Genomic DNA, 13,512 nt, shown 5'->3' with positions numbered 1-13,512 from the left:
AGATGACGTACAAAAGTATACGAGTAGTCAAAGGCAGCGGCGGTTATGGCGGTCCCTTAGTGATCACGCCGACAGAAGAAAGACATAAATTTATTTACATTACTGGTGGTGGTGAGCGACCTGCAATCGTTGATAAAATTGTTGAATTAACGGGAATGGAAGCAGTCAATGGCTTTAAAACATCGATTCCCGATGATGAAATTGCATTGGCGATCATTGACTGTGGTGGTACACTACGTTGCGGTATTTATCCCAAAAAAGGGATTCCGACGATCAATGTCGTCGCAACGGGGAAAAGTGGGCCATTAGCACAATATATCAATGAACAGATCTATGTTTCGGCGGTTGGGGTCGACCAAATTTCATTAAGTGAAGAGCAAGAAGCAACCACCGTCGCCAATGAAGCAACAGCTCCTAAGCGGGAATTCACCTACGATACTTCGAAAAAAATCACAGAGCAAAAAGCCGAGCAGCAAAATTTTATTGCCAAGATCGGGATGGGCGCGGGGAAAGTCGTTGCGACCTTTAACCAATCTGCACGAGACGGGGTTCAGACGATGATCAATACCGTCATTCCCTTCATGGCATTTGTTTCCCTGTTGATTGGGATCATTCAAGGGTCAGGCGTTGGAAATTTCTTTGCGAATGTGATGGCGCCATTAGCTGGCAATATTTGGGGATTGATGATCATCGGCTTTATTTGTTCCTTGCCATTTCTCTCCCCGTTACTTGGACCAGGGGCAGTGATCAGTCAAGTGATCGGGACACTGATTGGGGTCGAGATCGGCAAAGGAACGATTCCACCTCAACTTGCTCTACCTGCATTATTTGCGATCAATACTCAAAATGCCTGTGATTTTATTCCAGTTGGGTTAGGATTAGAAGAGGCAGAAGCGGAAACGGTTGAGGTTGGGGTACCTTCTGTTCTTTATTCTCGTTTCTTAAATGGTGTACCACGAGTCTTCGTAGCATGGCTTGCAAGTTTTGGACTTTATAGTTAAATCAGTATAGGAGGAAGCAGAAATGGCAGTTTTTACTACGACAGTTCTTTCAATCGGTGTGGAGGCGGAATTATTTCGCGAAGAAAATATGATCATTCTTTTTGGCAAAGATGCACCGGCAGCGTTAGCTGACTATTGTTACAATATTGAAGTACAGCCAATGAATGGCACGATTACATCTGAACAAAAATTATGGATCGATGATCAAAGCTATCAAATTACCTCGGTAGGCGATGTGGTATCAAGAAATTTACAAGAATTAGGACACATCACGATTAAATTTGACGGCAGTTCGACCTCTGAATTACCAGGCACACTTTATGTAGAAGCAAAAACGATCCCTGTGATTGAAAAAGGAACGAAAATCAGCATTAAGTAAGGAAACTGTCTAGTAAAACGTAAGATTGAAGGAGTGTAAGCAATGGAATTCTTTTTGGATACAGTAAATCTTGAGGAAATCACCCACTATCAAAAGGTACTCCCGCTGGCAGGAGTAACCTCAAACCCCACGATTTTGAAAGCTGCGGGGAACATCGACTTTTTTACTCATTTGCAAGCAGTGAAAGAACGAATCGGAGAAGCATCCTTACATGTTCAAGTGGTTGGGGAAACCGTCGATGAGATGATCCTAGATGCAGAAACGATTATCAATAAGCTGGGAAAAGAAGTCTATATCAAAATCCCTGTCAATGAAAATGGGTTAGAAGCCATCAAACGCTTAAAAGAGCGTGAATTCAACTTAACAGCTACAGCCATTTATACCGAATTGCAGGGGTTCTTAGCGATTGGTGCTGGAGTCGATTATTTGGCGCCATACTATAACCGTATGGAAAATATCAATGTTGATGCACCAACAGTCATTGAATCATTGGCACAAGCGATTCGTACCACTCAAGCACAAAGTAAGATCCTTGCCGCAAGCTTTAAGAACACTGCGCAAATGAATCGCGCGATTCGTGCAGGGGCACATGCGCTCACTGCTGATCCAGACATCTATCGACAAGGATTAGCCATGCCTTCCATTCAAAAAGCAGTAACGGACTTTCACAATGACTGGGTCGAGACGTTTGAGTCGCCATCGATTCAGGGGTTATGCCAATGACGACAACGGTAATTTTTGATATGGATGGGGTTATCGTAGATTCTGAGTATACGTTTTTAGAATCAAAAACAGCGATGCTTCATAGTGAAGGGCACCTTGTAGATGAGTCGTATCACTATCAGTTCATGGGGACCACTGCAGAATTTATGTGGGAAAAAATGAAGGAAGAATTACAGTTACAAAAATCTGTTTCAGCGTACATTGAAGAAATGAATCGCAGAAGAAAAGCGTTGATCACACGTGATGGCGTCAAAGCGATTCCTCATGTGCAAACATTGATTCGGCAGTTAGCAGAAGCGAACTTTCAGCTTGGTGTTGCTTCCTCTTCTCCCAAAAAAGAGATTGAGGAGAACCTGGATCAATTGCAGTTGCGAAACTATTTTACTGAGATCGTCAGTAGTGAAGAGGTAGCACGCTCGAAACCTTTTCCCGACGTATTCTTGAAAGCAGCGTCTTTGTTGGGCACGAACCCTCAGCAATGTATCGTCATTGAAGATACGATCAATGGCTGTAAAGCTGCCAAAGCTGCGGGTATGTACTGTATTGGCTTTGCGAATCCAGCATTTCCTGCGCAAGGTCTGCCAGCGGATCAAACGATCATTGATTTTCGTGACCTGAATGTGCAAGAATTGAAAACCATAAAATAATACGCACGACTAAAAGGACCAACCTAGGAAAGGATGACTGCTAATGAAGCTGGAATCCTCCTTTATAGGCTGGTCATTTTTAATTTTTTTGCATGATAGTCAAAGAATAAGCTTATTCTGTCGGCAGATCCGCCATAAACCGTTCGCTACCTTGAAAGACCGCTAATTGATTGACACCAAAGGAACGCAATAGATCGCTCATCGCTGCAAAATCTAACCGATAGTCACTGGCTTTATGGGCATCAGAGCCGAGGGTGAACAATTTACCACCGACACTTTGATACAGCGGGATAGCATATTGATAAAGGTGGGCATTTTGATAGGGGCCAAAGCTCTTCGCGTTGATTTCCATCGCTAAGTCACGGGCAACGATTTTTTTGAAGATCGTCGTTAACTCTGTTTCAAAATGGGCGGCCAATTCCTCGGCTGTAAATTGGAAACGACGCAAGCCATAATCAAAGTGGGTCACGATATGCCCGTCAGAAAACGAGTCCAACACGTGGGCCATTTGGTCAAAGTATTGTTTGGCGACTGCAAATTTGTCCTTGTTCAACACGGCATCGTCCATATAATCAAAGGTACCGTTTTGATGGATACTGATCAATTTCAAGTCATAAGGATGGCTTTCAAGATAGCGCAAGATTTCTTGTTCTTGACCAGGAACGACACCAATCTCGATGCCTTTTAAGAGTTTCGTCGCTGTGGTCTCTTGCAGCTTCTGGTGGGTATTTACTAGTAATTCATAGTCAGGAATATCATCACGGAATCCCGAATAGGGGTTCTTCAAATCGAAATGATCTGTCGCAACGAAGTAGGCAGGCTGGTAAGCAAGATAATTCTCAAACTGTTCATCTGAATCAAAAGACAAAAATGTATGCAGATGTTGATCATAATAATTCATAAACAAGACTCCTTTTCTTGAATACGATACCACAAAAAAGCAGAAGAAACTATGATTGGCTGAGAAAAGGTTTTCTCTTGGACAATTTTTCGCTTATAATAAATAAGAATAGAGCGAAGGAGTCGGTCAGCCATGAGTATGTACCTTGAAATTCCTGAATTTGAAAGTGAATTTCGTTTTCGAACGTTTCTAAATGATGGTTTGACCATCGTTTACCCCCATGTCCATAAAGAAATCGAGATCATTTACGCTAAGCGCGGCACGGTCAATATTGGTGTTGACGATACGATCATTGAGTTGGAGGAAGGGGATCTGTATCTTTTTTCCAGCGGGCAACCCCACTATTTTCTAGCATCGCCTGAGAGTGAACGCTATGTCTATCAATTTGATATGAAGCTTTTTGAAGAGCCGTTGCTTCGAGAAAATGAAGTATCCTTGATGACACTCTTTGAAGAAGGGGAGCCCCACAGCAAAAATTGGCCAACGAGTTTTACGGAAAAAATAACAGGTCTCTTGATCGAGTTGTATCAGTTGGAAGAGGAAAATGTCGTTGGGAAGCGTTATTTGACTCTCGGGCTGCTTTACCAGTTGATTGGGGAGTGCTATCAAGGTTTGCCAAAGCGCAAACAAGCCGTCAATCCACTAAAACGAACGGCCGCACAATACAAAGAAACCTTGCAGCGTCTGAATGATGTCTTTGAGTACATCGAATCTCATTACCAAGAAGTCTTGACGATGGAGGACACCGCAAGGCATGTAGGGTTTAGTCCCCATTATTTCACGCGTTTCTTTAAAACCAATACTGGTAAGACCTTCATGCAGTTTTTGACGGAATACCGTATCAATCAAGCCAAATTTATCTTGGCAAATGAAAAGATCCCGATGGCAGAAGTCGCTGAAAAAGCAGGTTTTGCCAGTGTCAAAACATTTCACCATGTCTTTAAGGAAGCCGTTGGTCAATCACCGTTGCAGTACCAGAAACAACTGAATCAAAATTGATAGAAACAGCCGATGAGCCTTTGCTTGTCGACTGTTTTTTTGTCAATTTGGCACTATTTTTTTCTCGATAGTGTTTTTTTAAGCGCTTTGCATAAATTGTGGAGTGGTTCTTTTTGTTAAAGTTTCATAAGATAATTTTCGGGAATTTTTTCAATGGAAACTGGGAAGAACTGCTTTCGATGTTTCGCTATAATGAGGAGGTAGAAAATAATAAGCGTTTTCAGGAGGAAAGATATGACAGTTAAAGTTGGAATCATTGGGTGCGGTGGGATCGCAAACGGCAAGCACATGCCTGCCTTGTCTCAAGTAGAAGAAGTAGAAATGGTTGCCTTTTGTGATCTGCTGGTTGAACGTGCAGTTGAAGCGAAATCAGCATTTGGGACCGAAGATGCCCAAGTATTCAGCGATTATCAAGAAATGTTGGCACAAGCTGATCTAGATGTGATCCATGTGTGTACACCAAACGCCTCACATGCTGAGTTGACGATTGCCGCACTAGAAGCGGATTGTCATGTCATGTGTGAAAAACCAATGGCAAAAACAGCGGCAGAAGCCAAAGCAATGATCGAAGCAGCTAATAGAACAGGGAAAAAACTCACGATCGGCTACCAAAACCGTTTTAGAAAAGATTCTCGTTATCTTCATGAAGTGTGTGCCGAAGGACAATTAGGAAACATTTATTTTGGGAAAGCTCATGCGATCCGTCGTCGGGCTGTGCCAACCTGGGGTGTTTTCCTTGATGAAGAAGCGCAAGGCGGCGGTCCGTTGATCGATATTGGTACCCACGCATTGGATCTGACCTTATGGATGATGAACAATTACAAACCAAAATTTGTTGTCGGAAAAGCGTATCATGAGTTGTCGCAAACCAAAAATGCCGCAAATGCTTGGGGCCCTTGGGATCCAGAGAAATTCTCAGTAGAAGATTCGGCCTTTGGTTTTGTGGTCATGGAAGATGGCGCAACGATTTTCTTAGAAGCTAGCTGGGCGCTCAACAGCTTGGATGTGAAAGAAGCCAAAACGACACTGATGGGCAGCAAAGCGGGTGCGGATATGAACAACGGTTTGACCATCAACGGAGAAGACCACAGCTTGCTGTATGAAAAAAATATCGAACTTGAAACAGGCGGCGTTGATTTTTATGAAGGAAACGGCGAGACGCCAGAAATTTTAGAAGCACAATCGTGGATCCATGCGATCATCAACGATACCGAACCAGTGGTCAAACCTGAAGAAGCAATGGTCGTGACGGAGATTTTAGAAGCGATCTACAAATCATCGCAAACCGGTGAGCCAGTCTACCTATAAGAACTGCTGGAAGAAAAGGAGCGAGCATAAATGACAAAACCGAAAATCGCTTTACAGCTTTGGAGTATTCAAGAGGACTGCAAGACAGATCTTTTTGAAGCGTTGAAAACAGTTAAACAAAACGGCTATGACGGTGTTGAATTTGCCGGTTATCATGGACACAGTGCTGCTCAGATCAAAGAAATGCTGGAGCAGTTGGATTTGGCGGTTGCGGCTTCCCATATCCCGTTTGAAGCATTGCAAGATCGTTTTGAAGAAACCGTCGCTTTTGAAAAAACAATTGGCAATCAACGGATCGTCATTCCGTATGCCAGTTTTGATTCTTTGAAAAAATGGCAAGCCTTTGCTGCGGAGCTGACCCAGATCACCCAAAAGTTGCAAGCAGAAGGGCTGACTTGCTACTACCACAACCATGCCCATGAATTTACTGAAGTTGCTGGAGAATCCATGATCGATGAACTGATCAAAGACAATCCGCAACTGCGTTTGGAAGCCGACCTTTACTGGTTAGCCTTTGCAAACGTGGCTGTTTTACCTTGGCTAAAGGAACGCGAAACGAAGGTCGGCTTGGTTCATATCAAAGATATGCAAGAGCAGCCGCAGGAAAGCACCGAGATCGGCAATGGGATTTTACCAATCAAGTCGTATGTAGAAGCAGCTAAAGCATTAGAACTACCATGGTTGATCGTCGAGCAAGAAGCGTTTCAAAAATTCGCTCCTTTAGAAGCCAGCGGGATTGATTATCTGCAATTAAAAAACATCGTAGAGGAGGTCTACCAATGATCCACGTTACGGTATGGAACGAGTTTCGTCATGAAAAAACGAATGAGACCGTCCAAAAAATGTATCCAGAAGGAATCCATGGTCAAATTGCCAAGTTTTTAGAAGAGGATGATTTCCAAGTGCGAACGGCGACCCTTGATGAACCAGAACACGGGTTGACGGAGCAAGTATTGGCTGACACGGATGTGTTGGTTTGGTGGGGCCATATGGCGCACGAAGAAGTCGATGATGCTATCGTTGCTCGTGTGCAGCAGCGTGTATGGGAAGGAATGGGACTGATCGTCTTGCATTCTGGTCATTTTTCGAAAATCTTTAAAACCTTGATGGGAACGTCGTGCGATTTGAAATGGCGAGTAGACGATCAGCATGCGCGGATCTGGAATGTCAATCCAAGCCACCCAATCGTTGAAGGAGTCGGCGAATGGATCGAACTAGAGCAAGAGGAAATGTATGGCGAGCACTTTGATATTCCAGCGCCGGACGAATTGATCTTTGTCAGTTGGTTCCCTGGAGGTGAAGTTTTCCGCAGCGGCTGTACATTCCGCCGTGGGAATGGCAAGATCTTCTATTTCCAGCCTGGTCATGAGACATTCCCAAGCTATTACAATCCCAAAGTGCAAAAAGTGATCCAAAATGCGGCTCGCTGGTGTGCACCAACAGAAAATCGTTACCCAACATATGGGCATTTTCAAGCAATTGAGGAGGAAAGAAAATGAAATTAGGTGTTTTTACCCCGTTATTCAATCAACTTAGCTTTGAAGAAATGATCGATGAAGTAGCGAAAAAAGGGCTGCAAACCGTCGAGATCGGTACCGGTGGTTCTCCAGGCAATGCCCACTTAGACATTGACCGTTTACTAGCAAGTGAAGCAGAGCGAAAAGAATACTTAGCGAAATTAGCTGATAAAGGATTGGAAATCTCAGCTTTGAGCTGTCACAACAACCCAATCTCTCCATTAAAAGCAGAAGCGCAAGAAGCCGATGAACTTTTGCGCAAAACCATCAAATTAGCCAGCTTAATGAATGTACCTGTTGTGAACGGATTTTCAGGCGTTTCAGGCGGAAATGCAACAGATACACAAGTCAACTGGCCAGTATTGCCATGGCCAACGGAATACGATGACAATTATAACTATCAATGGGAACAAAAACTGATTCCTTATTGGAAAGGCATCAACACGGAAGCGGAAGCGGCTGGTGTTAAAATTGGGATCGAACTTCATGGTGGCTTTTTGGCACATACCCCTTATACGATGTTGAAACTGCGGGATGCTGCGGGGAAAGCCATCGGCTGTAACTTGGATCCAAGTCATTTATGGTGGCAAGGGATCGACCCAGTGGCAGCGGTCAAAATCTTAGGGGAAGCCGATGCAATCCATCACTTCCATGCCAAAGATACGTATTTGGACCAAGACAATATCAACATGCATGGCTTGACGGACATGCAACCATATAGCAATGTCAAAACCCGAGCTTGGACCTTCCGTTCAGTCGGTTGCGGCCACAGCTTACAAGTCTGGTCAGATATTATTTCTGCGCTTAGGATTTATGGGTATGATTATGTCTTGAGTATTGAACATGAAGATCCAATCATGTCCATTGATGAAGGACTGACTCGTGCCATCAGTAACTTGAAGACGATTATGATCCGTGAAGAAGCTTCATCCATGTGGTGGGCATAAGAAGAAAACCGAGGAGTGTCAGACATGAGTGCAATCAATTTTGCAGTAATCGGATATGGCGGCATGGGTGCGTACCATGTCCACAATATCTTACCAAATGAAAACGAACGAATCCACATCGTAGGAACTTACGATATCAATGAAGAACGTCAAGCGATCTCCCAAGAAAAAGGCCATAAGATCTTTAAAAGCTATGATGAAGTCTTAGCCGATGAGACGATCGAAGCAGTATTGATCGCCACACCTAATGACTTGCACAAAGAGTTATCGATCGCTGCGTTGAAAGCCGGCAAACATGTTGTTTGCGAGAAGCCTGTTGCGCTGAATACTGCGGAACTAGATGAGATCGTGGCGGTTGCCCAAGAAACTGGCAATACCTTTATGGTTCACCAAAACCGCCGTTGGGATCCTGATTTTCTACTTGTACGCGAACTGTACCGTAATGGACAGATCGGTGATTTGTTCCAATTAGAGTCACGGGTCCAAGGGGCAAACGGCATCCCAGGAGACTGGCGCCATGTGAAAAAACAAGGTGGGGGAATGCTTTTAGACTGGGGCGTTCACTTGCTGGATCAAATGCTATGGCTGATCGACAGTCCAGTGAAAGATGTTAAAGCGGATCTTAGCTTTGTGTTGGGGGAAGAAGTCGATGATGGGTTCTTCGCTTTGATTACCTTTGAAAATGGGGTCAAAGCAATCGTGGAAGTTGGAACCTCCAATTACACGCAATTGCCTCGCTGGTACATCAAAGGAACAGAAGGAACAGCCACCATCACCGATTGGGATTTAAATGGGGAAATGGTGCAAGCAACAGGTCGCGAAGATGTGGCAGCACCAAAACCAGTCCAAGCAGGCGTCGGCTTGACGAAAACGATGGCACCCCCATCGGAATTGGCAGCCAAAGAAATTCCTTTCCCGAAAGCCGAAGCAGATTTTGAACCTTTCTACAAGAATTTTTACAACGTTGTACGCAACGGTGCCGAACCTATCGTTAAAAACGAAGAAGTCCGAGCAGTGATGCAGTTGATCGAACGCATTTTTGCCACAGCGTAAGAGAATAGAAAAAAGCACTAGCTGAGGGAGTGATTGTAGTGACCCCAAAAAGTTAGACTTTTATGGAGTGGAGAAATCCACTCCTTTTTTGTACGATAAAATTAACTGTTAGACAGCTGTTTTTACAGCTTCTCGAAACTGAACCGGACTTCGCCAATTTAATTTCTTTTTGATGCGTTTATGGTTGTAATAATAGATATATTGGTCAATTTTTGTTTTCAATTCATCTAAACTCCGATAGACTTCTCCATGAAAAATCTCTTGCTTTAATAAACCAAAGAAGTTTTCCATAGGTGAGTTATCTAAACAATTCCCTTTACGAGACATACTCTGGAAGATTTTATGCTGCTTCAATTTATTCTTATAAGCATTCATTTGATAGGCCCATCCTTGATCTGAATGGAAGGTTCTACGAAATGGACAATCATTTGTCATCTGGATTGCTTCTTCTAATCCTTCCATTATGGCTAGTGCGTTTGGTTTTTCAGAAATCCGATAAGATAGAATTTCACTATTGTAGAAATCCATGAAAGGATCTAAATACAGCTTTTTCTGACGAACGACACCTGTGGTGTCTACTTCATAATACTTAAACTCTGTGGTATCAGTTGTAATTTTTTGGTGACAGATATTTGTATAAAACCGACGATGAATACGATTTTTGGCGACAGTGCCAACCTTCCCACGATAAGAATTGTACCGTCGAGATTTTCGAGTGTAAGACTTTACTTCGATACCTAGTTTTTTTATCAGACGTTGAATCTTCTTTTTATTGACATGAATCCCTTGATTCTCTAATTCTTTTTTTAGTCGCAGACAGCCATAGTCTTTATGCTCCTTGCGAATTTCAATCATTTTTTCTTCAATTTCTTGGTCTGGGTTTGGTCTGTCAAACCGTTTCTGCCAATACATATAGGTTGCTTTAGGAAATTTCAATGTTTCAAGAAGCTCAACTAGTTTGAATGATCCTCGGAGGCTGGCGATGATTCGTGCGATTGATTCTTGCGTCTTTGCTGGGCTTCCTGTTTTCGCAGCTTCCTCAACTCTTTTAAAAAGGCATTCTCAATTTGAAGGGATCGGACTTGCTTTTCTAATGCCTTGATACGATCGCGTTCTTCAGTTGTTGTATTTTCTTTTTTGTTCTCTTTTTTTCTAGCCAAAGTAAGTGATCGCCCTTTCTCTTTTGAGATCCCCTCAATACCTGCTTCTCTGAAATTACGCATCCAATTGGCAATAAGCGCAGGGTTGTTCATTTCTAAAGTGCTGGCAACTTCTCGATAGGACATCTCACTTGTTTGATATAACTCTATCGCATTTAACTTAAATTGAACAGAATATTTCTGATTTTGATGCTTTCTCAATAGACCTTCCTCTCCGTATTCACGATAGGCATTCACCCAATCACTTACTTGAGACTTGCTTGAAATACCGTATTTATTGGCAAGATGCCGATATCCACCCACACCACTAAGATATTCTTTAACGATTTTTAGTTTTAATTCAAAAGGATATTTTGCCATACAAATAGCGACCCCCAAAAGTTAGATTTTTGGTCTAACTTTTGGGGGTCGCTTCAGATCTCTTTTCGCTACGTGCTTTTTTTGTGTAATGAAACGATAACAGTTATTCCGATACGTAAAAATTGAACAATAAATCTTGAGGATAATTTCCCCATCGATCGCCGAAGATGGTCAAACCACCAGCATTTTCGGCAGTTGCAGGTGCAGCAATTTTGAAGGTGAAAAAATCACTGTGGTCTAAGTCGATTTCATTCAGGTTGTGATCTGTTAATTTTTCTCCATCGAGGGAAGTATCATAGCGATTGATGCGTAAATGCTTAAGTAATCCATATTGACTGAACTCATCGATCCACCATTGCGGAGTCAGAGAACCTCTGACATCCGAAAAGTTTCCTGGTACGGTATAGCTACCGATGCAGTGATTGTTTAAGTAAAAGGAAAGATCGCTGGGCCAATAGTTATTCGAAATTGGGAACTCTGAAGCGATCTCCATACTAATTTCTAGTAATTCGATTTTTTCACCATTTTTCAAAGGATTTGGGGTTTTGTATTCTAAAAAACCGTTATTTAGCCAGATGATACTTGCATCAACACGTTCTTGATCCAGAAAAGATTTTGGATCATCTAAGGCGCCAATCAAGCGGTCTTTGGTCGCCATTCCACAAGAAGGCTCAGCTTTAAAATCGGTGAAGTGGCCAATTTTCACGGATTGGGAGGTTAGATTCATTTCTGGAAACACTTTTGCTGGGAAATTGATATTGATGAAATCAGTTTTTAGAGATAAATATTTTTTCTTCCAGTCTTGCCCCGATCCTTTTTCTGTTTTGATCAACTGAGCTTCTTCGAGTTTACGGATATGTTTGGTCATCAAAGCATTGCTGATTGCTAATTTTTGTCCAATTTCACTGATGCTTTTCTTCTTATCGCCTAATTCTCTTAAAATCGCTAAGCGAGTTTCATTTGCCAGTGCTTCGTAGATCGGTAAAGATGCGTTCGTTAGATCCAATTCCATAGCGATCACCTCGTTATACTAAAATGTTTAATGAAAAGATGGTTTAATTATAACATAACCTTGTGAATTTACCAAATAGTAAAATGATGATTTTTTTGGATACCCCTTGTTAAAATAATGTTGACAGCGCTTTATATTTATAGTAACTTTACGGTGTAAACATTATTCGACGATAGTCTAACAATTTTGTTTATTGATAACTGGATGTCATTTTACTTTTTAGTTAAATTAAAAGGAGTGTAAAAAATGAAAGTAAGTAAATCAATTGTTTTAGTAGGGACAAGCTTATTATGTACAGTGTTGTTAGCTGCTTGTGGCGGAAGTGGTAGCTCAAGTAATAATTCAGAAATTTTGCTTTGGTCTTCGACAACAGGACCGGACGGTGAAAAAATCAAAAAAACGATTGATCAATACAATGAAACAGACCCAGACTTTAAAGTGAAGTTAGTAAGCATGCAAGGTGACACCTTTACTTCAAAGTTGACGACTGCGGGGAAATCGGGGAAAGGTGTCCCTGATTTGGCTTTGATCGCCTCAGAAGCTTTGCCTACGTATAAACACCAAGACATGCTTGAAACTTGGGATGACATGATCGATGGGACAGAATTGGCACGGGAAAACTACGTAGAAGCTGCTTGGGACACTGGTGTAGTGGATGATAGTCAATATGGGATTCCGGCAACCATGGGTTCGTGGGTGATGTATTACAACCAAGATTTGGTGGATAAATATGTTCCAGGAGCGTTGGATGATGGCGTAGTGACGTATGAAGAAATCAGACAAGCTGGGGAAAAAGCAAAAGCAGATGGTATCTATAGTTTTGGCTATACATGGGGCATGCAGAATTATTCGAATCTCTACCAACAAATGGGTGGGGAATGGCAAGATGCACAAGGAAACATCAATATCGATAATGAGTTTTCTTACAATGCCGTTCAAGAGTTTAAGGATCTATACGATGCCGGCTACATGGTCCCAGATGGTGAAGATGCAAATAAACTTTTTGCAAACCAGCAGCTGATTTTTCTTCCAGAAGGAACATGGATGCCAAGTAATATGGAAGAAATCAGTGACTTCACTTGGGGTCAGACATTTACTCCTCAATGGAATGCGGAACATATCATTCAGGGTTCAGGCGTCGATCAGTTTGCGATGTTCAAAACGAACGAGGAACGTTCCGATGAAAAGAAAAGTGGCATGGTCGACTTTCTGACTTGGTTACAAGCAAACCAATTAGAGTGGGTCAAATCAGGTGCAAATCCTACTTCCTTAGCAATGCTAGACAATGAAGAATATGTTGAGATGCCACAATCCTTCTTATTGAAGACAGAAAAAGGACAAGCGGCAATTTCTGTTAACGCAGTTGATGGCTTATCGTATATCTTTGGTGAATATGATAATCGTTCATGGGACATGATCACAGGAAAAGCAGATATTCAAACGACTTTTGGTGAGATCCAAAAAGTTGTAGAAGAAAAGATGAAATAATCTTCTCACGTGGAGGC

The 13,512-nt window shown here is 42.3% G+C and carries 14 protein-coding genes; 11 read left to right on the top strand and 3 right to left on the bottom strand.

Translation table 11 applies throughout. From position 1 onward, the window contains the following. The first annotated feature begins 2 nt into the window (after positions 1 to 2). Genes srlE through QN079_RS13905 form a run of 4 tightly spaced genes read left to right on the top strand, consistent with a single transcriptional unit; the run spans position 3 to position 2,750 of the window. A complete protein-coding gene (srlE, locus tag QN079_RS13920) occupies positions 3 to 1,001 on the top strand; it encodes a PTS glucitol/sorbitol transporter subunit IIB (protein ID WP_074934133.1) in 999 nt (332 codons plus the stop codon). Positions 1,002 to 1,023: 22 nt separating this feature from the next. After that, a complete protein-coding gene (locus tag QN079_RS13915; RefSeq protein ID WP_015510342.1) occupies positions 1,024 to 1,380 on the top strand; it encodes a PTS glucitol/sorbitol transporter subunit IIA in 357 nt (118 codons plus the stop codon). A 42-nt stretch (positions 1,381 to 1,422) separates the two neighbouring features. Further along, positions 1,423 to 2,103 (top strand): fructose-6-phosphate aldolase, encoded by a 681-nt coding sequence (locus QN079_RS13910; protein ID WP_015510341.1) that lies wholly within the window; start codon positions 1,423 to 1,425, stop codon positions 2,101 to 2,103. After that, on the top strand, positions 2,100 to 2,750 hold the full coding sequence (locus QN079_RS13905) for an HAD family hydrolase (RefSeq protein ID WP_289229967.1): 651 nt from the start codon (positions 2,100 to 2,102) through the stop codon (positions 2,748 to 2,750). Before QN079_RS13910 ends, QN079_RS13905 begins: the two co-directional genes overlap by 4 nt. 112 nt (positions 2,751 to 2,862) lie before the next feature. Here QN079_RS13905 and QN079_RS13900 read toward each other — a convergent pair whose 3' ends face one another. Next, positions 2,863 to 3,651: a PHP domain-containing protein gene (locus QN079_RS13900; RefSeq protein WP_015510339.1), complete on the bottom strand. Its 789-nt coding sequence runs from the start codon at positions 3,649 to 3,651 to the stop codon at positions 2,863 to 2,865. Between the two features lie 132 nt (positions 3,652 to 3,783). Here QN079_RS13900 and QN079_RS13895 point away from each other — a divergent pair, with 132 nt between their 5' ends. The 6 genes from QN079_RS13895 to QN079_RS13870 all read left to right on the top strand — a co-directional run bounded on the left by QN079_RS13895 (position 3,784) and on the right by QN079_RS13870 (position 9,475). After that, positions 3,784 to 4,650 carry an AraC family transcriptional regulator gene (locus QN079_RS13895; RefSeq protein WP_005228201.1) on the top strand — a complete coding sequence of 289 codons (867 nt, stop codon included), beginning with the start codon at positions 3,784 to 3,786 and terminating at the stop codon, positions 4,648 to 4,650. A 234-nt stretch (positions 4,651 to 4,884) separates the two neighbouring features. Beyond that, entirely contained in the window at positions 4,885 to 5,958 is a 1,074-nt protein-coding gene (locus tag QN079_RS13890) for a Gfo/Idh/MocA family protein (RefSeq protein ID WP_005228203.1), read from the top strand. A 30-nt stretch (positions 5,959 to 5,988) separates the two neighbouring features. After that, the gene (locus QN079_RS13885) at positions 5,989 to 6,741 is read left to right on the top strand and encodes a sugar phosphate isomerase/epimerase family protein (protein WP_289229966.1); all 753 of its coding nucleotides are present in this window, start codon (positions 5,989 to 5,991) and stop codon (positions 6,739 to 6,741) included. After that, entirely contained in the window at positions 6,738 to 7,457 is a 720-nt protein-coding gene (locus QN079_RS13880) for a ThuA domain-containing protein (protein ID WP_005228207.1), read from the top strand. The genes QN079_RS13885 and QN079_RS13880 overlap by 4 nt, the downstream gene beginning before the upstream one ends. Beyond that, on the top strand, positions 7,454 to 8,422 hold the full coding sequence (locus tag QN079_RS13875) for a sugar phosphate isomerase/epimerase family protein (RefSeq protein WP_005228209.1): 969 nt from the start codon (positions 7,454 to 7,456) through the stop codon (positions 8,420 to 8,422). Before QN079_RS13880 ends, QN079_RS13875 begins: the two co-directional genes overlap by 4 nt. A gap of 24 nt (positions 8,423 to 8,446) precedes the next feature. Beyond that, entirely contained in the window at positions 8,447 to 9,475 is a 1,029-nt protein-coding gene (locus QN079_RS13870; protein WP_010749991.1) for a Gfo/Idh/MocA family protein, read from the top strand. A 108-nt stretch (positions 9,476 to 9,583) separates the two neighbouring features. Here the strand turns inward: QN079_RS13870 and QN079_RS13865 are convergent. Further along, positions 9,584 to 10,995 (bottom strand): IS3 family transposase gene (locus QN079_RS13865; protein WP_428206824.1). Its coding sequence is split into 2 segments (ribosomal slippage): positions 9,584 to 10,527 and positions 10,527 to 10,995, totalling 1,413 coding nucleotides; the frame shifts between segments, so codons are not numbered across the junction. A 103-nt stretch (positions 10,996 to 11,098) separates the two neighbouring features. After that, positions 11,099 to 12,007: an ArsR/SmtB family transcription factor gene (locus tag QN079_RS13860; protein ID WP_289229965.1), complete on the bottom strand. Its 909-nt coding sequence runs from the start codon at positions 12,005 to 12,007 to the stop codon at positions 11,099 to 11,101. A gap of 246 nt (positions 12,008 to 12,253) precedes the next feature. Here QN079_RS13860 and QN079_RS13855 point away from each other — a divergent pair, with 246 nt between their 5' ends. Further along, complete coding sequence (locus QN079_RS13855) at positions 12,254 to 13,495, top strand: extracellular solute-binding protein (protein ID WP_289229964.1); 1,242 nt, start codon at positions 12,254 to 12,256, stop codon at positions 13,493 to 13,495. Positions 13,496 to 13,512: the final 17 nt, after the last annotated feature.

Source organism: Enterococcus sp. FZMF (genome assembly GCF_030263915.1).
Taxonomy (GTDB): Bacteria; Bacillota; Bacilli; order Lactobacillales; family Enterococcaceae; genus Enterococcus_D; species Enterococcus_D casseliflavus.
This window is presented reverse-complemented; position numbering and strand designations above follow the sequence as displayed.